Annotated in this window: 19 protein-coding genes; all 19 read right to left on the reverse strand. The window is 64.4% G+C overall.

What is annotated here, in order from left to right:
* Positions 1–37 precede the first annotated feature (37 nt).
* Complete coding sequence (locus tag AC3WJM_RS11795) at positions 38–1,483, reverse strand: NAD(P)/FAD-dependent oxidoreductase (RefSeq protein WP_284990394.1); 1,446 nt, start codon at positions 1,481–1,483, stop codon at positions 38–40.
* Positions 1,484–1,534: 51 nt separating this feature from the next.
* Positions 1,535–2,944 carry a S8 family serine peptidase gene (locus AC3WJM_RS11800; RefSeq protein WP_492271943.1) on the reverse strand — a complete coding sequence of 470 codons (1,410 nt, stop codon included), beginning with the start codon at positions 2,942–2,944 and terminating at the stop codon, positions 1,535–1,537.
* A 16-nt stretch (positions 2,945–2,960) separates the two neighbouring features.
* Complete coding sequence (locus tag AC3WJM_RS11805) at positions 2,961–3,926, reverse strand: Ppx/GppA phosphatase family protein (RefSeq protein WP_492271944.1); 966 nt, start codon at positions 3,924–3,926, stop codon at positions 2,961–2,963.
* Entirely contained in the window at positions 3,923–4,627 is a 705-nt protein-coding gene (locus tag AC3WJM_RS11810; protein WP_492271945.1) for a DUF501 domain-containing protein, read from the reverse strand. Before AC3WJM_RS11810 ends, AC3WJM_RS11805 begins: the two co-directional genes overlap by 4 nt.
* A 68-nt stretch (positions 4,628–4,695) precedes the next feature.
* A complete protein-coding gene (locus tag AC3WJM_RS11815) occupies positions 4,696–5,418 on the reverse strand; it encodes an FtsB family cell division protein (RefSeq protein ID WP_307052670.1) in 723 nt (240 codons plus the stop codon).
* A gap of 157 nt (positions 5,419–5,575) precedes the next feature.
* On the reverse strand, positions 5,576–6,856 hold the full coding sequence (gene eno, locus AC3WJM_RS11820; protein WP_306961132.1) for a phosphopyruvate hydratase: 1,281 nt from the start codon (positions 6,854–6,856) through the stop codon (positions 5,576–5,578).
* Positions 6,857–6,949: 93 nt separating this feature from the next.
* Positions 6,950–7,588 carry a MazG nucleotide pyrophosphohydrolase domain-containing protein gene (locus AC3WJM_RS11825; RefSeq protein WP_307052671.1) on the reverse strand — a complete coding sequence of 213 codons (639 nt, stop codon included), beginning with the start codon at positions 7,586–7,588 and terminating at the stop codon, positions 6,950–6,952.
* Positions 7,589–7,676: 88 nt separating this feature from the next.
* Positions 7,677–8,831, reverse strand: a complete 1,155-nt coding sequence (locus tag AC3WJM_RS11830; protein WP_059387977.1) for an adenosine deaminase — start codon at positions 8,829–8,831, stop codon at positions 7,677–7,679.
* A 28-nt stretch (positions 8,832–8,859) separates the two neighbouring features.
* A complete protein-coding gene (locus tag AC3WJM_RS11835; protein ID WP_492271951.1) occupies positions 8,860–9,549 on the reverse strand; it encodes a DedA family protein in 690 nt (229 codons plus the stop codon).
* A gap of 233 nt (positions 9,550–9,782) precedes the next feature.
* Positions 9,783–10,433, reverse strand: a complete 651-nt coding sequence (locus AC3WJM_RS11840) for a DedA family protein (RefSeq protein WP_059387978.1) — start codon at positions 10,431–10,433, stop codon at positions 9,783–9,785.
* Between the two features lie 65 nt (positions 10,434–10,498).
* Positions 10,499–11,809 carry a thymidine phosphorylase gene (locus AC3WJM_RS11845; RefSeq protein WP_306961126.1) on the reverse strand — a complete coding sequence of 437 codons (1,311 nt, stop codon included), beginning with the start codon at positions 11,807–11,809 and terminating at the stop codon, positions 10,499–10,501.
* Complete coding sequence (locus AC3WJM_RS11850) at positions 11,806–12,216, reverse strand: cytidine deaminase (RefSeq protein ID WP_492271946.1); 411 nt, start codon at positions 12,214–12,216, stop codon at positions 11,806–11,808. Before AC3WJM_RS11850 ends, AC3WJM_RS11845 begins: the two co-directional genes overlap by 4 nt.
* 2 nt (positions 12,217–12,218) lie before the next feature.
* Positions 12,219–13,748, reverse strand: a complete 1,530-nt coding sequence (locus tag AC3WJM_RS11855) for an ABC transporter permease (protein ID WP_441437666.1) — start codon at positions 13,746–13,748, stop codon at positions 12,219–12,221.
* A complete protein-coding gene (locus tag AC3WJM_RS11860) occupies positions 13,745–15,118 on the reverse strand; it encodes an ABC transporter permease (protein WP_492271947.1) in 1,374 nt (457 codons plus the stop codon). Before AC3WJM_RS11860 ends, AC3WJM_RS11855 begins: the two co-directional genes overlap by 4 nt.
* On the reverse strand, positions 15,111–16,661 hold the full coding sequence (locus AC3WJM_RS11865) for an ABC transporter ATP-binding protein (protein ID WP_284990383.1): 1,551 nt from the start codon (positions 16,659–16,661) through the stop codon (positions 15,111–15,113). The genes AC3WJM_RS11860 and AC3WJM_RS11865 overlap by 8 nt, the downstream gene beginning before the upstream one ends.
* Positions 16,662–16,824: 163 nt before the next feature.
* The gene (locus tag AC3WJM_RS11870; protein ID WP_172465512.1) at positions 16,825–17,931 is read right to left on the reverse strand and encodes a BMP family lipoprotein; all 1,107 of its coding nucleotides are present in this window, start codon (positions 17,929–17,931) and stop codon (positions 16,825–16,827) included.
* A gap of 326 nt (positions 17,932–18,257) precedes the next feature.
* Positions 18,258–19,277 (reverse strand): NADP-dependent oxidoreductase, encoded by a 1,020-nt coding sequence (locus AC3WJM_RS11875; protein WP_284992003.1) that lies wholly within the window; start codon positions 19,275–19,277, stop codon positions 18,258–18,260.
* Positions 19,274–19,705 (reverse strand): organic hydroperoxide resistance protein, encoded by a 432-nt coding sequence (locus tag AC3WJM_RS11880; protein ID WP_492271948.1) that lies wholly within the window; start codon positions 19,703–19,705, stop codon positions 19,274–19,276. Before AC3WJM_RS11880 ends, AC3WJM_RS11875 begins: the two co-directional genes overlap by 4 nt.
* 46 nt (positions 19,706–19,751) lie before the next feature.
* Positions 19,752–20,186 carry a MarR family winged helix-turn-helix transcriptional regulator gene (locus tag AC3WJM_RS11885; protein WP_284992005.1) on the reverse strand — a complete coding sequence of 145 codons (435 nt, stop codon included), beginning with the start codon at positions 20,184–20,186 and terminating at the stop codon, positions 19,752–19,754.
* Positions 20,187–20,371 lie beyond the last annotated feature (185 nt).

Below are 20,371 nucleotides of genomic sequence, written 5' to 3' on the forward strand. Positions count from 1 at the left end.
GGAAACGACCGCCGTCGGCGGGGCTGCTTGGGGTTCGCTACTTGGCGTCAGCCGTGACCGGAGCCTTGGCTTCGGCGGGCTCAGCGGCCGGCGCAGGTGCGGCGGCCGGCTTGGGAGCCGGGGTGGCCGCGGCCACGAAGGCTCCACGCGGGTTGTCGAGGTCCAGCAGCTGGGTGGTGTCGCGGCCCATCGTCATGCCCAGGATCCAGTTGAAGATCACGCGGACCTTGCGCTCACCGGTGGGGATGGCCAGGCCATGGTAGCCGCGGTGGGCCAGCCAGGCGAGTCCACCCTTGAGGCCGATACGGCCCAGGATGTTGATGTTGGCAACGCCCTTCCATTCGCCGAAGCCGGCAACCGCACCGAGGTTCTTGTGCTTGTAGTCGCCCATGGGCTTGTCCCAGCGGGAGGCCCACAGGTTCTTGGCGAGGCGCTTGGCCTGGCGCAGCGCGTGCTGGGCGTTCGGAACGCAGGTGCCGTCCGGCAGGCCGCTGCCCGTGAGGTCCGGGACGGCAGCGATGTCGCCGGCCGCCCAGGCGTTGTCGATGATGCCTTCGTCGCCCGCAATGCGCAGGTCCGGGAGGACACGGACACGTCCGCGCGGCTCGAGCGGGAAGTCGGTGGAACGGATCATCGGGTTGGCCTGCACGCCTGCAGTCCACACGAGGGTGTCGGCTTCGAACTCCTGGGCAGGCGTCTTGTCCGGCAGGTTGATGAGCTTGAGGCTTCCCTCTGCGTTGTCGAGGGAGGTGTTGAGCAGGACCTCGATGCCGCGGCTGCGCAGGTGTTCGACAACCCACTCTGCCTGGGCTGCGGTGACCTCGGGCATGATGCGGCCCATGGCTTCGACGAGAACGAAGCGGACCTCTTCCTGGCGGATGCGCGCGTTGTTCTTGACGGCAGCGCGGGCGAGGTCTTCCATCTCGGTGATGCACTCGATACCTGCGAAACCGCCACCCACGACCACGAAGGTCAGGGCCTTGGCGCGTTCGGCGGCGTCCGTCATGGTGGAGGCAACCTCGATGCGCTCAAGGACCTTGTTGCGCAGGGCGACCGCTTCTTCGATGGTCTTCAGGCCAATGCCTTCGTCAGCGAGGCCCTTGATGGGGAACGTCCGGGTGATGGCGCCGGCGGCAACCACGACGTCGAAGTACGGGATCTCGAAAGGCTCTCCACCGTCGGCCGGAGCAACAACGGCGGTGCGGTTCTTGTGGTCGATGCTGGTGACGCGGCCCTGGATGAGTTCCGTCTGCTTGAGGTGCTGGCGGTGCGAGACGACGGCGTGGCGTGCCTCGATGTTGCCGCCGGCCACTTCGGGGAGGAAGGGCTGGTAGGTCATGTAGGGAAGGGGATCAACGACGGTGACGATGCCGCCGGCGTTCGCGATCTTCTTCTGCAGCTTGAGTGCTACGTACAGGCCGACGTATCCGCCGCCGACAACGAGAACACGGGGACGGTCAATGAGCTCAGGGGTGGTTGCCATAAGAATAGAGTACAGCACCTTGTGAAAATCTTCACTAACTATTTCCCGACGCTACGGATCGGCGCCGGAGGCTATTTCGGGGGGGCTCGGATCCACGACCTCCACCACGCCGGTCGAGGTCTCGTCGGGCAGTTCCGGGGAGGTCCGGTAGGCGCGCCTCAATTGGACGGTGGCGCCCGCGACGATCGCCACGAAAAGCGAACCAAAGCCGATGACCACCGCGGCCGGAACCGCAGTGTCGGACTGCGATGGCGCCTTGGCCGCGGGAACTGTGGGATCCGCCAAGGTGGCCGCGGGAATGCTTGGTTTCGACGTTGACGGAGGCGTCGGGCTGCTGAGGTCGCCACGTCGATGGACCCGGATCCAGTCCGCAATGGATCCCACGGGATTGCTCGCTACCTCGGGTACATCGGCTTTCAGGGCCGCCTCGGCATTGAGGATGCCGTAGCCATAGATGGGGTCCTTGCCGGGCGCGCCTGCATCCTCGGCCGTCGACACAATCCTGTTGATGACCTGCTTGGCGCTCATATCAGGCCACTTCGAGCGGATAAGTGCCGCGACGCCGGAGACAATCGGCGCGGAGCCGGACGTGCCGGCCCAATCTTCATAGCTCCCACCGGGCAGTCCGCCCACCAGCTTCTCCGCGGGCGCCGAGACGCCGATGCTGATTCCCTGCGAAGAAGCGTCGACGCTGGCCGTACGGTTCCGGTCGAGTCCCGCCACGGTCAGTACACCCGGAATCGTGGCCGGCGCGCCCACCTGGACGTTTCCGCCGATCCGGTTGCCCGCCGCGGCCACGATCACCACGTCCTTTTGTTCGGCATAGAGGAACGCCGCATCCCAGCTTTGGGGCCAATCAGGCGAGGTGCTGCCGAGGGAAATGTTGATGACCTTGGCGCCGTTGTCCACCGCCCATCGGACAGCTTCGGGAATCTGTTCCTGGTCCGTCTTGCCCGCCGGATTCGGCGAACCGAGCCAGGCGGAAACGGAGAGGATCTGGGCCTCGGGCGCGACGCCGACGATTCCGTCCGGACCGACGCCGGAACCGGGCGAAGGGGACGGCCCCGGCGACGGAGACGCCGATGGGCTGGCCGGAGCGTGTCCACGCCCTGCCAGCAGCGTGGCGACGAGGGTCCCGTGCTCAGGTTTGGCCCCGATGCTTTTCTGTCCGTTGGGGTCGCCCGCACCGGAAGCGTCGGTTCCTCCGACCACCGCGCCGTTGAGGTCGGGGTGTTGCCCGTCCACTCCGCTGTCGATGATGGCCACTTTCACCCCGGCGCCCTTTGATACCTGCCAGGCTGCGGAAATGCCGTACTCGTTGAGCCAGTATTCCTTGTCCCGCCAAGAGTCGGCGAACGCCGAAGGGGCAGTGAGCAGGGCCCCTGCAAGGCTTCCCCCGGCCAACATGGCCGCCAGTGCGGCCGATGCTGTCCGGCGGCGCCAACCGTGTGGCAACGTCATCAGCGAATACCCACTCTTACCGAGTACTCGGCATGCTCAGAATACTCAGCGCGATGCCGTCGAGGATGTCATGTTCGCTGGAGGTAGCCGCAGTGATGGAGCCCTCTCCGAGCTCAGCCAAGCGTTGGAGGATGCGGCGCCAAACAAGGGCTCCGGCACCGATGACGTCGACGCGGCCGGGGTGCATGTAGGGTAGCCGGGCACGTTCCTCGCGGCTCATTTCCAACAAACTTGTGGCCGCGTCGCTGATGGTCTCCAGGTCCAGGCTGGCACCGTGGATGAGTGCGGGATCGTACTCGTCCAGGGCCAACGCGTGCGCGGTGATGGTGGTGACGGTACCGGCTACGCCCACGACGGCGGTGGCCCGGTCCAGCGGGACCGTGCGGGCCACGAGGTCCATGGCTGCGTCGACGTCGGCTTCCGCGGCGGCGATCTGCTCCGGCGTCGGAGGGTCGCTGCGAAGGTGCCGCTCGGTCAGCCGCACGCAGCCGATGTCGACGGATTTGGCGGCAATGACGCCGTCGGAGTCTCCGAGGACGAATTCGGTGCTTCCACCGCCAAGGTCCACCACAAGCACAGGGTCCTTGCCGCGCGAAGGCAGCACGCTGCTTGCGCCGGCGAAGGACAGCGAGGCTTCTTCGTCACCGGAGATGACCTCGGGTTCGACGCCCAGCAGCCCCCGTATCCCGTCAACAAAGACGTCCCGGTTACGGGCGTCCCGGCTGGCAGAGGTCGCCACGAAACGGATGCCCCGGGCTCCGTGATGGCGGATCAGCTCGGCGTAGTCGGCGGTCGCCGCGAAGGTGCGCTCAAGCGCCTCAGGGGCGAGTTCGCCGGTGGCGTCAACCCCTTGGCCGAGGCGCACCACGCGCATCTCGCGGACAACGTCCCGCAAGGGAGACCCGGAGTCCGTGCCGTTGGAATCCGCGATCAGGAGGCGAATCGAATTGGTCCCGCAGTCAATCGCAGCTACGCGGTTCATACGTTGAGCCCCCCTGCGGATGGTTTCCCTGATGGCTCTGTCGCGTGGGAGGACTTGGATTTGCGGACGGGGGCGGGACGGCCCACGATGTCCGGCAGGCCCTGCGGTCCGTGGCGGCTGAGGTCCTTGGACGGGGCCTCCCCCGCACTGTCCCATGCGCCGTCGCAATAGCAGCGGTCCGCGGTCCACCATTCGCTAATCGCCGTGATGGCCTCGTCGCCGAGCGGATTGACGCCGGGACCGGCGGCCAGGGAGTGGCCGACCAGCACGTGCAGGCACTTGACGCGGGTAGGCATGCCGCCGGCCGAGACCCCTGCGATTTCCGGAACGTCTCCCGTGCCGGCACGTCCGGCAATCTCGTCACGCGCCTGGAGATAGGCTTCGTGGGCGCTCCTGTAAGCCGCAGCCAAAGGCTCGTCCGCGGTGAGCCGTTCGTTCATCTCATTCATGAGCCCGCCGGCTTCCAGCCGCGACACGGCGGCGGTGATGACGGGGTGCGTCAAGTAGAACGTCGTGGGAAACGGGGTGCCATTGCTCAAGCGCGGAGCGGTTGCAGCGACCAGCGGGTTGCCGCAGACGCAGCGCGCCGGGATTTCGACGACGTCGCGCACCGGCCGTCCGAGCTGGCGGCTGAGGATTTCGAGATCGTGTGCTGATGGCTTGCGGGACTCCTGCGATGCAGGTGCCGAGTTGTCTTCCACTGGCGCTGCCATCCTTCCTGCCCTTTTTGGCCGCGCCCATCAGGGCGCGACGGCGGCGGGCACCGCGTCTAGTCTGTTGCCGAGCGCCTGATGGATTCCCACAGGCCGTCCACCCATGGCAGGTTGGACGGGCTTCCGGAAGCTCCTGAACTGGTGCTCCCACCCGGTGTGCCAGCGGGAACGTCTCCACCAAACACCCAGTAGCCAGCTTCACCCGGCATAACCATGTTAATGCGGTCCCGGGCTTGTTGTTTCACGTAGTTGGGGTCCTGCCACCGCGTGATCTGCTTCTGGAGGCTGGCCTGCTCGGCCTGTTTACTGGCAATGTCGGCTTCCAGGCCGGAGATTTCGGCCTTTTTCTCCAACCAGATCTTCACTGTGGGAGCGAGCATGATAGTGATCGCTATCATCACCACAGCGAGGGCAAGCATACGGCCGGAGAACGCCTTCGCGGGCACAGGGCGCGCGCCGTGGTCCTTGTCGGAGTGCGAGGATCCGGCACCGGACGCCTTGCTGGATGCCTTGCCGACAACCGGGGTGTTTCCCGAACGTCCCGGTTTCGCAACACCACCAACCTTGGACCCGGAAGGGGCTTTGCTTTGGGTGCCGCCTTCGGCTTTGGCATTGGACGGCGTCCTGGACCCTGCATGAACCGGTGCCTCTTGCTGGGCGGCGGATGCCTTGCGGGACTCGCCGAAGTCGGCACGGATGACATGGCCGCCGTCGGGGTTCTTTTGGGGCGAGCGGCCGAGGGCATCTGCCCGGGGGACCTTGGGGCGGCGGGTGGCCATGACACTCCTGTAATGCCTGGTGCTTGCCTGGCGGGTTGCTGCGCGTTGCGTTCCTCACGGAGCCTGCGGTTTGCCGAAGTGCTCGCACATTTCGTTAAACAGAACCGGTGGCTATGGTCTTTCCACCATAGCCACCGGTCAGCTGTTTCAGCGGATACTAGCCCTTGAAACGCGGGAAAGCGCTGCGGCCGGCGTAGCGGGCGGCGTCGTCGAGTTCTTCTTCGATGCGCAGCAGCTGGTTGTACTTGGCGACGCGCTCGGAGCGGGCCGGGGCACCGGTCTTGATCTGGCCCGCGTTGGTGGCAACGGCGATGTCAGCAATGGTGGTGTCCTCGGTTTCGCCGGAGCGGTGCGAGGTGATGGTGGTGTAACCGGAGCGCTGGGCCAGGGAAACGGCGTCCAGGGTTTCCGTCAGGGAACCGATCTGGTTGACCTTGACGAGCAGGGAGTTGGCCGTGGCGGAGTCGATGCCCTGCTGCAGGCGGATCGGGTTCGTGACGAAGAGGTCGTCGCCAACCAGCTGGACCTTGTCACCGATGGTGTCGGTAAGGGTCTTCCAGCCTTCCCAGTCATTTTCGTCCAGCGGGTCCTCGATCGAGACCAGCGGGTAATCGGCAACGAGTTCGGCATAGTAGGCGCTCATCTCGGTGGCTGAGAGTGCCTTGCCTTCGAACTGGTAGGCGCCGTCCTTGTAGAACTCGGAGGAGGCGACGTCCAGCGCGAGGGCGATGTCCTTGCCCGGGGTGTAGCCGGCGTTCTTGATGGCTTCCTGGATCAGGTCCAGTGCGGCACGGTTGGACGGCAGGTTCGGAGCGAAGCCGCCTTCGTCGCCGAGGCCGGTGGAGAGGCCCTTGGCCTGCAGGACCGACTTGAGGTTGTGGTAGACCTCAACGCCCCAGCGCAGGCCTTCGGAGAAGGTCTCGGCGCCGATCGGGGCGATCATGAATTCCTGGATGTCGACGTCCGAGTCGGCGTGGGAGCCACCGTTGAGGATGTTCATCAGCGGGACGGGCAGGACGTGGGCGTTCGGGCCGCCCAGGTACTTGTACAGGGGCAGGTCCGCGGAGGCGGCGGCCGCGTTTGCCACGGCGAGGGAAACGCCGAGGATGGCGTTCGCGCCGAGCTTGCCCTTGTTCGGGGTGCCGTCGAGGTCGATCATGGCCTGGTCGATGCTGCGCTGGTCCGTGGCGTCGAAGCCGATCAGGGCCGGGGCGATTTCGTCGATGACCGCGTCAACGGCCTTCTGGACGCCCTTGCCGAGGTAACGGCCCTTGTCGCCGTCGCGCAGTTCGACGGCTTCGTGCTCGCCGGTGGAAGCACCGGAGGGAACTGCCGCGCGGCCGATCTGGCCATCGGAAAGCAGAACTTCAACTTCTACTGTCGGGTTTCCGCGGGAATCAAGGATCTCGCGGGCGTGGATGGCATCGATAAGCGCCATGGACTGCTCCTTATGGTGAAGCGATTTACTGGGAATCTTGAGGGAAATTCTCGACGTCCTCGTCGCCACTAGCCTAGTCGAGACCGGCCAAGGTTACGGAACAGCGTCGGAACCCTCACGTTTTGTGGCTTCGCCGTCGCGGCCCTGGTATCGGCGGACGGCACCGCGCAGGGCCCGTTCGGCGTCGAAGCCCTTCTCCCGCGAGCCCGCGACGACGGCGAGCAGCAAGTCTCCAAGCGCAGCTTCGGAGTCGGGAACCTCCACCGCCGCGACTGGACGGCCGCCGCGTTCAGGACTGCCCGAGCGCTCTGAGCGGGCTGCGCGGTCAAGCGACTTTTGCGCCAAGGCGAGGGCGGGAAGGTGCGGTGGAATGCCTTCGAAGGGATCCGAACGCCCGGGCTTCTCGGCCTTCTTCACGGCGTCCCACTTTTCGACGATCTCCTCCACGGTGGCCGGGAAGGATTCCTGCAAGGACCCGTCCGGTTTGAACACGTGGGGATTGCGCCGCACCATCTTGTCCGTGATGGCGCGCGCGACGTCGTCGAAGGTGAATTGTCCTTGCTCCTCGGCGAGCCGGGCGTGCAGCACCACTTGGAGCAGCACGTCGCCCAGCTCGCCGCGGAGTTCGTCGGATGTATCGGAACCGGACGCGCCGGCCTCGATCGAATCGACAACCTCATACGCTTCCTCGATCAGGTACTCGACCAAGGACTCGTGGGTCAGCGCCCCCATCCAAGGACAGTGCTCGCGCAAAGAGGCAATCGTCCCCAGCAACTCCACGACAGGACTTTCAGGAGAACTGGCGCCCGAAGGAGTTTGTTCAGCCAAGGTTGGCGTAGGCGTCGTTGATGTACTCCACCAACGCTTCTTTTTCGTCCAACGGCAGGAACGACGACTCGGCGGCGTTGAGGGTCAGTTCGAGGAGGTCATCGAGATCGTAGTCGAAGGTCTCCACGAGAAGCTCGAACTCGTCCGTGAGCGTCACACCGCTCATAAGGCGGTTGTCCGTGTTGATCGTGACGTTGAAGCCCAACTGGTAGAGCATGTCCAGCGGGTGGTTCTCGATGCCTTCGCCGAAGTTCGCGATCGCGCCGGTCTGCAGGTTGGAGGAAGGGCAGATTTCCAGCGCGATTCCACGGTCACGGACCCAGCCTGCCACTTCACCCAAGGTGACCATGCCGACGGTGTCCTCGGCGTCGTCGTCGGCTTCTTCGCCCTCGGCGTCTTCGAACTCAACGGTGATGTCCTCCGCGATGCGCACGCCGTGACCCAATCTCAGGGCGCGGCCGTCCACAAGGGCGGACTGGATGCTTTCCAGGCCCGCGGCTTCGCCGGCGTGGACCGTGGCCGGGAAGTTGTGCTCGGCCAGGTAGGTGAACGCGTCCTTGAAGCGGGAAGGCAGGAAACCGTCTTCGGCTCCGGCGATGTCAAAGCCGACAGCTCCGTTGTAGCGGTGGCGCACTGCGAGCTCGGCAATCTCCTGGCCGCGGTCCGCGTGGCGCATCGCCGTGATGAGCTGGCCCACCTGGATCTGGCGGCCTGACTCCTCAACGGCGTCGACGCCGGCGTCGAGCCCTTCCTGGACAGCGTCCACAACCTCGTCCAGGGTGAGGCCCTTCTGCAGGTGCTGCTCAGGTGCCCAACGGATCTCGCCGTACACGACGCCGTCGTCAGCCAGGTCTTCGACGAATTCCTTGGCGACGCGCGCCAGGCCTTCCTTGGTCTGCATGACGGCAATCGTGTGGTCAAAGGTTTCGAGGTAGCGGACCAAAGAACCGGAGTCTGCGGACTCACGGAACCACTGGCCCAGCGCTACGGGATCCGTGGAAGGCAGGGTGTGGCCGACGGCCTCCGCCAGCTCGATGATGGTGGCCGGGCGCAGTCCCCCGTCCAGATGGTCGTGAAGGGAAACTTTCGGCAGGCTCTTCAGGTCGAAGTCAAGGGCAGGGGCGGCATCAACAATAGGCTCAGTCACGTCTCAACTCTAGGGGGACGGAAGAAGCTTAGCCAGCAGGGTTTGAGCGGTCGACGCCGGCCGTCGCGTTAACCGCGGTTCCCGCGTCTGCTGCGGCTGCTTCCGCGGAGGCCGCTTCCTTCTTCTCGCCGTCTTTCTTTTCGAGATGCTTGTGCCACCAACGCAGGCTGTGGTCCACGATGACGCCGAGTACCACGGCGAATGCCACCGCAATCCCCACGCCGAGGAGCGGGTTGTTGTGCACCCAGTGGCCGGCCAGCGATCCAATGCCGATCGAATAGCCTACCCAGGTGAAGCAGGCGAAGGCGTCCAGGAAGAAGAAAGTCTTGTGGCGGAAGCCGGTCTGTCCGGCGACGTAGTTCACCGCCACCCGGCCCCAGGGGATATACCGGGCGGTGAAGATCAGCACGGCGCCGCGCTTGTCCAACTCGTAGTGCGCCCACGCGAACATCTTCTGGACCTTCGGCTTGCGCATCCATTTCCAGCGGTCCAGGCCGATCTTGCGGCCCAGCATATAGGCCATGTTGTCGCCGGCCATGGCCCCGACAAGCGCGGTGGCGCCAAGGAACCACAGGTTGGGCTCACCCCGGTGCATCGCAAGGGCCGAGAGCCCGACGATCGCGGTCTCACTGGGAAGGATCGTGGCAAAGCCGTCGATGAAAAAGAAAACCAGGAGCACCGGGTAGATCCACGGTTGCCCGGCGGCATGCTCGAGCATGTGGTTCATGAAGTCCACGCAGGCATTGCTCCTCAAGGAAAGTCACACGGTCGCGTGACATAGATCGCTATCCAGTGTCCCACGGCCCGGGCGTCGTTCGCTACGCCCCGGCCGGGTGGAACACAATTTAAGGCTAGCTCGAAAGTCGAAATGGAAGCATCCCCCCATGGAGGGATCTTCCGGTGCCAGGCACGTCATACCAAGGGAGGAGATGGCTCCCCCTGCCGTGCCTGCTACACGACCGATTCCTCTTCGGGCTCCCCGGTTTCTTCGTCCTCTACGGTGGCGGGCGTGGCCCCGCGGACTTTACTGATGATCCGGTCCACGATGATTCCCAGGATGACGGCAGCGACGATCGCGATGACCGCCCCGAGCAGGTGGTTGTGCTCGAACCATTGGCCGAAGAACACACCGATGGCCACCGAATAACTGGCCCACAGGACGGCGGACATAGCCGTGAGCGCCACAAACATGCCGTGCGGGAAGTGGGTTGCTCCGGCTGTGAGGTTGACGGCCACCCGGCCGATGGGGATGAACCGGGCCACCATGATCAGTGATGCGGCCCGCCGTCGTAGTTCCCTCCCGGCCCAGCGGAAGGCACCCTGCATCCTTTGCGAACGCATCCACCGCCATCGGCGTACACCTACTTTGCGCCCAATCAAGTAGGCGATGTTGTCACCTGTGAAGGCCCCAAGGGCTCCCACCAGGATCAGCAGCCACGTGTTGGGCATCCCTGCGGTCACGGAGACTGCCGCGAGTCCCACCACCATCGACTCGCTGGGAATGGGCGGGAAGAAACCGTCGATCACGCAGCAGGCAAAAACCAGGAGCAAGACCCAAGGCTGCCCGGCCGCGGCGAGGATGAAGTCGTTGATGGCTTGCACGGTCTTCCTAACGAATGGCCGCAGGGAATGTCTCCCGGGCATTCCAGAATGCCCGGGAGATCAGCCTAGGAGATCCGGTCGATGATGAGCCGTTGCGCCGGCCGTGAGCCTTCCGGCGCGATGAGCACAGCCCCGTCCAAGGCTTCCTTGGCCCTGTCGAACTTTTCCGGGGTGTCGGTGAGGAGGGTCATGAGTGGCTCCCCCGCCCGGACTAAGGCGCCCGGTTTGGCGTGCATCCGCACCCCTGCGCCGGCCTGGACGATGTCTTCCTTCCGGGCGCGTCCAGCGCCGAGGCGCCACGCAGCCACGCCCACCGCCAAGGCGTCGAGCTCCACCAGGACGCCGTCGGCCGGAGCCGGGATGACCTCGGATTCCCTGGCCACGGGCAGGGCCGCGCGCGGATCGCCGCCCTGGGCTTCGATCATGCGGTTCCAGACATCCATCGCGCGGCCATCCCTGAGGGCGGCCGCGGGATCGGCGTCGTGCACTCCGGCGCAGGCGAGCATCTCTTCGGCGAGCCTGACGGTCAGCTCGACGACGTCTTCCGGACCGCCGCCCGCAAGCACCTCCACCGATTCCTCCACCTCGATGGCATTGCCCGCAGTCAGGCCCAGCGGGGTCCCCATGTTGGTCAGGAGGGCCACCGTATTGACGCCCGCATCCTTGCCCAGGGCCACCATGGTTTCGGCAAGCTCCCGGGCACGGGCTTCGTCCTTCATGAATGCCCCGGAACCCACCTTCACGTCGAGCACCAGGGAGCCGGTGCCTTCGGCGATCTTCTTGCTCATGATGGACGAGGCAATCAGGGGAATGGCTTCCACGGTGCCCGTGACGTCGCGCAGGGCATAGAGCTTCTTGTCCGCCGGAGCCAAACCCGTGCCGGCGGCGCAAATGACCGCACCCACGTCCTGCAGCTGTGCCAGGATTTCCTCGTTGCTCAGGTTCGCCCGCCATCCGGGGATCGCCTCGAGCTTGTCGAGCGTGCCGCCCGTGTGGCCCAGTCCCCTCCCGGACAGCTGAGGAACCGCCACCCCGAAGACCGCCACGAGCGGCGCAAGCGGAAGGGTGATTTTGTCCCCGACACCCCCGGTGGAGTGTTTGTCGGTGGTGGCTTTCACGCCGCCGTCGGGACGCCGAAGGCTCGAGAAGTCCATCCGCTCCCCCGAGGCGATCATCGCCTCGGTCCAGCGCGAGATCTCGGCACGGTCCATCCCGTTGAGCAGGATCGCCATGTTCAGTGCCGCCATTTGCTCGTCGGCAATGACGCCGCGGGTATAGGCATCGATGGTCCAGTCGATCTGCTCCGGGCTCAGGGTTCCCTTGTCCCGCTTGATGCTGATGATCTGTACGGCGTCGAACGCTTCAGTCTGTGTCACCGGTTCTCCTCCAGGTTGTCGGGACCGAAGGCATCTGGCAGCACTTGGTCCATGGTCTTGATGCCCTGCGTTGTCATGAGTTGCATGCCGGGTGCCCGGAATTCATACAGCAATTGCCTGCAACGGCCACACGGCATGAGGACATTGCCTTTCCCGTCGACGCAATAGAACGCCCGCAATCTGCCGCCGCCACCCATATGGAGGTCCCCCACCAAGGCGCACTCGGCGCACAGGGTGAGCCCATAGCTTGCGTTCTCGACGTTGCATCCGCTGACGATCCGCCCGTCCTCGGTGAGGGCTGCGGCCCCCACCGGGAACTTCGAATATGGAGCGTAGGCCTTCCCCATGGCGGCGATCGCGGCGGCCTCGAGGGCCGCCCAGTCCACGTCGGTGTCCGTGAACGCCACGGTCAGCCCTTGACGTACGGTATGCCACTTGCCGCCGGGGGCCGGGACCTGCCCACCAATCCAGCGACGGCAAAGACCGTCAAGGCGTACGGCAACATGGCCATGAACTGGCTCGGCACAGGCGATCCGATGATGGTGATGACGCTCTGCAGATTGTCCGCGAAGCCGAACAGCAACGCCGCCAGGAAGGCGCCGATCGGGTTCCAGCGCCCGAAGATCAATGCCGCCAACGCGATATACCCACGGCCACCGGACATGTCCTTGCTGAACGCATCCACGGATACGAGCGTGAAGAAGGAGCCGCCAATGCCCGCGATCGCACCGCCCATGAGCACGTTCCAGAATCGGGTCCGGTTGACGTTGATGCCCACGGTGTCGGCCGCCTGCGGATGCTCGCCGACGGCCCGCACGCGCAGCCCCCACTTCGTGTGGAAGAGGCCGAGGTAAACGACGATCACTGCGATGTACATCAAATAGCCCACGAGAGACTGGTGGAACAGGATGGGGCCGATGATGGGGATATCGGACAGGAAGGGAATGTCCACCGGAGGCAAGCGCCCCGGCTTGTTGAGTCCATCCGGGTCCGCCGTCAGCAGCGTCGAAAAGAGGAAGCTCGTCAGTCCGCTGATGAGGACGTTGAGCACGACGCCGACGATGATCTGGTTGACGAGGTACTTGATGCTGACCACGGCCAGGACCAAGGAGACAAGCGTTCCGGCGACGGCCGCCGCGACCAGCCCGGCGTAGACGTTGTGCGTCACCGTGGCAACGACGGCTGCGGAGAATGCTCCCAGCAGGAGCTGGCCCTCAATGGCAATGTTGACCACGCCGACGCGTTCGCACAGGACGCCGGAAAGGGATCCGAAGACCAGCGGCACGGCCAAGGTGACGGATCCTGCGATCAGTCCGGCGAGGGAGATCGACGGCTCATCGCCATTTCCGCCAGCCACGATCCAGACCATAAACCCGATGAGGAACACGGCGGCAAAGGTGCCGCCCACCCAGCGGGGTACGGCCCTCTTCGCCTGGGTGAGGTACACCGTGTAGCCCGCTAGGCCCAGGAGAATCACGGCGGCGATCCAGCCGATGGCCGCGGAAGGGAGCGTGACCTTTGAAACCTTTGCCACGCCGAGCGCGGCGAGGCCGAGGACCACGACGGCGGCGACGGTGGAGGCGGGCAGCCAACCGGGTACCGTGCCGGAAACTGACGCGCGGCCTGAACCCGACGCGCGGCCTGAACGACGGCGGACGAACCACAGATATCCGAGTCCAGCCGAAAGCAGAAGGGCCAGGACGAACGTGACCAAAGCGGCGACACTTGAGGCCGCTTCATTGGCCGCCTCGGCAATGCCGAAGCCTGCCGATTTCGAATTGGACATGAAACCGAACAGCACGGTTCCCAGGATTGCGAGGAGGGACAATCCGATGCCGGCCTTCCAGCTCACCAGCTCCGTGGCGCCCGTCTTTCCCGGGCTCGCCGGGGCGTTGCCGGCGGGTGTGCCACCGCCGGGCTGAGTTGTTGTGGTGCTCATGCTGTTGCAGCTCCGCTCTCGATTTTTCCGGAGGGGATGGTTCCGGAGCCGGGGCCGCCGGTGGCCTTCTTCTTTTTGCGCGGGTTCAGTCCGAAGATCGCGCGCACGAGCGGCGGTGCCGCAATGAACAGGACGATCAAGGACTGGATGACCAGGACGATGTCGATGGGGGTCTGGGTTTCGGCCTGCATCGCGACGCCTCCTGCGCGGAACGCGCCGAACAGGAGCCCGGCGAAGAAGGTTCCCCACGGCGTCGAACGTCCGAGCAATGCGACCGTAATGGCATCGAAGCCAATGGAAGCCGCGACGCCCCCCGAGAGGTATTTCTCCGTCCCGGATACCTGCGCAATGCCGGCCAGGCCTGCAAGCGCACCCGCAATCGCCATCACCAGGATCACGGCGCGGGGAACGTTGATTCCAGCGGTGCGTGCCGCGCTCTGGTTGGCGCCCACGGCCCGGAATTCAAAGCCGAGCGTGGAGCGCTTCAGGAGCCACCAGACGAATACCGTTGCCAGCACTGCCAAGAGGAATCCGGCATGGAGCCTGAACTGGGGTCCGAGCAACTCCGGAAACAGTGCCGATTGGTCAAGGAAGGGCGAGATCGGGTTGGTGGAGCCCTTGCGCTGGAAAGCGGGAGTAGTCAGCAGGAACAGGAGCAGGAAGTTGGCGATGTAGTTCAGCATGATGGTCACGATGACCTCATGGGCACCGGTCCGGGCCTTGAGGAGGCCGACGACGCCGCCCCACACCGCGCCGCCGATGAAACCGGCAACGATGACAAGAAGCAGGTGAACCAGGAAAGGCAAGTGCCAGGTGAATCCCACGTAGGCGCCGAACAGGGCACCGAAGATGATCTGGCCTTGCGCACCGATATTGAACAGCCCGGCACGGAAGGCCAGGGCCACGCCGAGTCCCGCCAGGATCAGGGGCGTGGACACCGTCAGGGTCTCAGTGATCGGGTACAGCTGGGCTGCGGCGTCGGCCCCGGCCCAGTTGAATATGGCGCCCTGGACCAACGCCACGTAGGGCCTGAAGACCTCGGTAAGCATGTCCGCCGGCTGCGCGAAGAAGTAACCTGCTGTCTCGGCGACTTTGGGGTTGGTCACGGCCATCAGGATTCCGCCGAGCACAATCGCGAGGAGCACGGACAACACCGAGACCATGGCGTTTCCGGTCACGATCTGCCGGAAGACCGAACCACCGGCGGCGTGCGGGATCTGTCCGCCCTGGCTGGCAGCCGGGATGACTGACGGGGCCATTGCGCCGTCGGCCGTGTCCAGCGCGACATCCAGGACGACCTCGTCGTCCAGAGTCTCCGGGCGCTCAGGCTCGGCCTCGTTTTCCTGTCGAGGGGTATTGGACTCAGACATGGGTTCCTCCCTCGAGGGTCTTGTGGGCAGTCAGTTCTGCCTCATGTTCCGGAACGCCGGCCATCATCAAGCCCAGCACATCGCGGGACGTACCGGCCGGAACAATCCCGACCAGCTTTCCCCGGTAGAGGACGGCGATCCTGTCAGCGAGTTCGAGCACTTCATCGAGCTCGGTGGACACGATCATCACGGGAGTTCCGTTGTCCCGTTCGGCAATGACCCGCTTGTGCACGAATTCGATGGAGCCGACGTCGAGCCCTCGGGTGGGCTGCGATGCGATGAAGAGCCTCAACGGCCTGGAAAGCTCCCGGGCCAGGACCACCTTTTGCTGGTTGCCTCCGGAGAGCGTGCCCACGGCGACATCGATCGACGGCGTCCGCACATCGAACTCCTCGACCTTCTTCTCCGCGTGCGAAGCAATCAAGGCCGGTTTCATGCCGATGCCTTGGGCGAAAGGCGCCTTGTCGTAAAGGTCCAGGATCATGTTCTCGGAAATGGAGAACGTTCCCACCAGGCCGTCGATCTTGCGGTCCTCAGGGACGAACCCGACGCCGGCGGACAAGACCTGCTTGACGCTCTTGCCGAGAAGCTCGACGCCGTCGAGGACGATGGACCCCGTGACGTGCTGCTGGACGCCGAGGATGGCTTCCGTGAGCTCCGTCTGGCCGTTGCCCTGGACACCGGCGATGGCGAGCACTTCACCCTTGGCGATGTCGAAGCTCAGCCCGTCCACGACGTGCTGGCCATTGTGGTCCACAACCGTAAGGTCCCGGACCTTGAAAGTCGCTTCACCCGGTTGGGCGGGTTTCTTTTCCAGGGTCAGGCTGACCGCGCGGCCAACCATCGCCGAGGCGAGTTCCGTCGGGGACGCCGAAGGATCGGCCGAGCCCACCACTTTCCCCCGCCGGATCACCGTGATGATGTCCGAAATTTCCTTGACCTCACGCAATTTGTGCGAAATGAAGACAATTGACTTTCCGGCTGCTTTGAGCTGGCGGATGATGTCCAGGAGCTCATCGGTTTCCTGCGGAGTGAGAACCGCGGTCGGTTCATCGAGAATCAGGACTTCGGCGTCGCGCACGAGTGCCTTGATGATCTCGACCCGCTGCTGGACGCCCACGGGCAGGTCTTCCACGAGGGCATCGGGGTCGACATGGAACCCGTATTGCTTGGAAATCTCGGAGATTCTCCGGCGGGTTTCATCCAAGTTCAGGAAACCGGCTGCCTTGGTGGCTTCGTTTCCCAACGCGACGTTTTCGGCGACGGTGAATACCGGAATCAGCATGAAGTGCTGGTGGACCATTCCGATCCCGGCCGCCATGGCATCGCCGGGACCCTTGAAAACGACCGGCTTGCCGTCGACCAGGATTTCGCCGTCGCTGGGGTCGTAGAGTCCGTAAAGGACATTCATCAGGGTGGATTTACCGGCACCGTTTTCGCCCAGGAGGCAATGGACTTGGCCGGGTTCAACCACCAGATCGATGTGGTCATTGGCTACAAGGGACCCGAAGCGTTTCGTGATCCCTTTCAGTTCGAGTTTCAAAACTCCAACCCATCTATAAAGGATGGCTCCTCGTCATCACCGTGCTCCCAGCATAGTGCTCGGCAAAGGAGTGTCGAAGAGCAAATTGAAGGCAACGCAGAACGCGCTGCCCTTCTGCCAAAACTCGGCTGAAGGGCAGCGCGATGCGGTTTAGCCCGGATTTTTACTTGGGGCTGGACTTCGATTCGACCTTGACTGCGCCGGAGATGATGTCCTTCTTCAACTGGTCAAGATCGCTCTTCATGTCTGCCGGAACAGCGGAGTCGAGATCGTGGAACGGGGCAAGCGCCACGCCCCCGTTGTCGAGGGTGCCGACATACGGGCTGGGGTCGAACTTGCCTTCCTTGTCGGCCTTGATGACCGTCTCCACGGCCGTCGCCATGGTTTTCTGGACCGACGTCAGGATGACCGACTTGTAGGCGGGTGCGGTCAGGTAGCCGTCCGAGTCGACCCAGATCAGCTTTGCGTCCGTGCCCTTTGCCTTGGCGTCAAGGATCGCGCTTCCGGCGCCCGCTCCAACAGGTCCAGCGACGGGAAGGACCACGTCCGCCCCCTGGTCAAGGAATCCCTGGGTGAGGACCTTGCCCTTGTCGACCTGCTTGAAGTCGCCGACGAACGTTCCGTCCTGCTTGTCCTTGTCCCAGCCAAGCAGCTGGACGGACTTGCCCTTCTTCTGGTTGTAGTACTTCACGCCGTCAGAGAAGCCATCCATGAAGATGCTCACGGTGGGGATGTTGAGGCCACCGAAGGTCGCAACCTTGCCCGTTTTGGACGTGCCGGCGGCGAGGTACCCGGCCAGGAACGCGGCCTGGGCAGTGTTATAGACAATCGGCTTGACGTTCTTCGGGAAGGTGGGGTCCGAGTAGTCGATGATGGCGAAGTGGCTGTTGGGGTTCGCCGTCGCGATGTTCTTCGTGGCGTCGCCAAGCAGGAAGCCGACCGTAACCGTCAGCTTGCAGCCTTGTTGGACCATGGAACGAAGGTTGGGGTCGTAGTCCGTGTCGGCCTTGGACTGGACGTGCTTCTCCTGGATGCTCAGGTCCTTGGCTGCTGCCTGAAGGCCCTCGAAGCCTGACTGGTTGAACGACTTGTCATCGAAGCCGCCGGAGTCGGACACCATGCATGCGGTGTAGTCCGACTTGGTGGCGCTGCCCGAGCTCGAAGCAGACGGTGCGCTACCGCAGCCTGCCAGCAAAAGTGCAGCGGCGCCCGCAGTTGCGACGCCCGCAAATGAACCGCGCTTTAGTGTGGCACGCAGTGATTGCTTCAATTTTCCTCCAGGAAGAAAGTGATTGATGCTACGACAGTTGGTCAATGAGTGTCCGTTTCGAAAACTCGAGTCTGAAATTCTGTTTTCACTGATGCTTCGCAGCACTGCGCCTGGGGCGCACTGATGGCACAACTTTAGTGGGATTGAACACACCCGGGTAACACAAAAGCCCAACAACCCGAAGATTGTTGAGCTTTTGTTACCAAGCAGTAGCGGAACTCCCAGCGAACGGTCCTAGGATGCCCGTTCCCAAGTGCGCGAACTGGCAGCAGATGACTTTGCCCGCGTTTTGCGGGCATCTGCCGCCAGTTCGCGCCGGGAATCCCTCAGTGCAGCCGGACCAGCATCTTGCCGGTATTGGCCCCATCCAGGAGGTCGATGAAGGCCTTCGGCGCGTTTTCCAGTCCGTCAACGATCGTCTCGTCGTAGCGGACCGTTCCATCGGCCAGCCATCCGGCCATCTTCCCGGCGAACTCCGCGGCGTGCTGGCGCTGGCCGCCCACGAGGAAGCCACGCAGGGTCAATTGCTTTCCGATGGCCAAGGCCAGGTTCCGCGGGCCCGGCGTGGGCTCTGTGGAGTTGTACTGCGAAATGGCACCGCACATTGCCACCCGGCCACCCACAGTGAGGACCGCGAGGGCAGCCTCGAGGTGTTCGCCGCCCACGTTGTCGAAGTAGACGTCAATGCCGCGCTCCCCCGCTGCTTCACGCAGTTGCTTCGCCACCGGACCGTCGTGGTAGTCGAACGCCGCGTCGAAGCCGAGTTCCAGCAAACGCGCCACCTTCTCCGGGGAACCGGCGCTGCCGATCACCTTGGAGGCCCCCATGGCCTTGGCGACCTGCCCGACAATCGAACCAACCGCGCCGGCGGCACCGGAAACGAAGACCACGTCCCCGGCTTTGAACTCGGCCACTTTGAGCAGCCCGGCATACGCCGTCAGGCCCGTCATGCCCAGCGCCCCGAGGAACGCCGAGGTCGGCGCCAGTCCGGCCGGGACCGGCGTCGCGCTTGCCGCATCCACCACCGAATATTCGCGCCAGCCGAGCTGGTGCACGACGACGTCACCCACCTTGAGCGCCTCTGAACGGGACGCGATCACCTCGCCCACCGCACCGCCGTCGAGCGCTGCGTCGAGCCGGAAAGGCGCCGAATACGACTTTGTGTCATTCATGCGGCCGCGCATGTAGGGATCGACCGACATGAACTCGTTGCGGACCAGGATCTGGCCGTCCTGCAGCTCCGGTAGATCGGTCTCTGCCAGCCGGAAGTTCTCCTGGACGGGGCGTCCCTGCGGGCGGGACGCCAGCTGGATTTCGCGGGTGCTCGTGGGAACGGCGGCGCTCATGCGGCCACCTCCACAAGCTTGATGTCGACGGCGATGTTCCCGCGGGTCGCGTTGGAGTAGGGGCAGATCTGGTGGGCCTTGGCCACGAGCCGCTCGGCGGTTTCGCGGTCCAGGGCAGGCAGGGCGATCTCAAGCTCCGCGGCGAGGCCATATCCCTCGCTGCCCTCCAAGGCACCGAAATGGATCTTGGCAGCCACGGCGGAATCAGTCAGATCCACCCGGGCCTTGCGTCCCACCAGCCTGAGTGCCGAGTGGAAGCATGCCGCGTATCCGGCGGCGAAGAGCTGCTCGGGATTAGTGCCCTTGCCGTTTCCGCCCAGTTCCACCGGGCTGGCGAGGGTGACGTCCAACTTGCCGTCATTGGTGCGTGCGTTGCCTTCGCGGCCTTCACCGGAGGCAAGTGCCTCTGCTACGTACAAAGTCTTCACTGTGGTTCCTTTTCCTTCGATGGGATGGAGGTGCTGGGGTGGACGATCAGATGGCTGAATGGAGGGCGGCGGTAAGCCGGCCCAGGGTGTCGTGAAGCTGCGCGAGCTCGGCTGCGCTCAAGCCGGCGGCGTCGGCGAGCCGCTGCGGAACAGCCCCCGCCCGGGCACTCAGCGCCCGCCCGGCGTCGCTCAGGTGGATCTCGACGCGACGCTCGTCCTCTACTGAACGCCGGCGCTCCACGAGGCCCATGGCTTCAAGCCTCTTGAGCAGCGGAGACAGGGTGCCCGAGTCGAGTCCCAGCTCGGTACCCAGTTCCCGGACGCTTCGAGGCTCGTTCTCCCAGAGCACCAGCATCACGAGGTACTGCGGATACGTCAGTCCAAGCTCGTCCAGCACCGGCCGGTAGACCGCCGTGGCCGCCTTCGAAGCGGAATACAGCGCGAAACAGACCTGGCGGTCGAGGCGGGGGGCTTCACTCATGGGAATAACGATAGCTCACAATTAAATTGTGCACAACTTAATCGCTTCGGGCGACGCCCGCTCACAAACAAGCCGTCCCCCGGCAACGCCCGCTCACAAACAAGCCCAAATCGAGTAGGAGGGCCGGGTCTCCCGGCCCTCCTCTCACACCACCGTACGTGCGGGCCTCGCATACGGCGGTTCGC

The sequence above is a fragment of the Arthrobacter sp. FW306-1B-G06A genome (assembly GCF_058781765.1).

What these genes read in the sequence shown, in the direction of transcription:
- AC3WJM_RS11825 (WP_307052671.1), bottom strand. Translation starts at nt 7,588, where the DNA reads ATGGGGGCGCTGACCCACGAGTCCTTGGTCGAGTACCTGATCGAGGAA.
- AC3WJM_RS11860 (WP_492271947.1), bottom strand. Translation starts at nt 15,118, where the DNA reads ATGTCTGAGTCCAATACCCCTCGACAGGAAAACGAGGCCGAGCCTGAG.
- AC3WJM_RS11815 (WP_307052670.1), bottom strand. Translation starts at nt 5,418, where the DNA reads ATGGCCACCCGCCGCCCCAAGGTCCCCCGGGCAGATGCCCTCGGCCGC.
- AC3WJM_RS11800 (WP_492271943.1), bottom strand. Translation starts at nt 2,944, where the DNA reads ATGACGTTGCCACACGGTTGGCGCCGCCGGACAGCATCGGCCGCACTG.
- AC3WJM_RS11875 (WP_284992003.1), bottom strand. Translation starts at nt 19,277, where the DNA reads ATGAGCGCCGCCGTTCCCACGAGCACCCGCGAAATCCAGCTGGCGTCC.
- AC3WJM_RS11885 (WP_284992005.1), bottom strand. Translation starts at nt 20,186, where the DNA reads ATGAGTGAAGCCCCCCGCCTCGACCGCCAGGTCTGTTTCGCGCTGTAT.
- eno (WP_306961132.1), bottom strand. Translation starts at nt 6,856, where the DNA reads ATGGCGCTTATCGATGCCATCCACGCCCGCGAGATCCTTGATTCCCGC.
- AC3WJM_RS11805 (WP_492271944.1), bottom strand. Translation starts at nt 3,926, where the DNA reads ATGAACCGCGTAGCTGCGATTGACTGCGGGACCAATTCGATTCGCCTC.
- AC3WJM_RS11855 (WP_441437666.1), bottom strand. Translation starts at nt 13,748, where the DNA reads ATGAGCACCACAACAACTCAGCCCGGCGGTGGCACACCCGCCGGCAAC.
- AC3WJM_RS11795 (WP_284990394.1), bottom strand. Translation starts at nt 1,483, where the DNA reads ATGGCAACCACCCCTGAGCTCATTGACCGTCCCCGTGTTCTCGTTGTC.
- AC3WJM_RS11835 (WP_492271951.1), bottom strand. Translation starts at nt 9,549, where the DNA reads ATGCTCGAGCATGCCGCCGGGCAACCGTGGATCTACCCGGTGCTCCTG.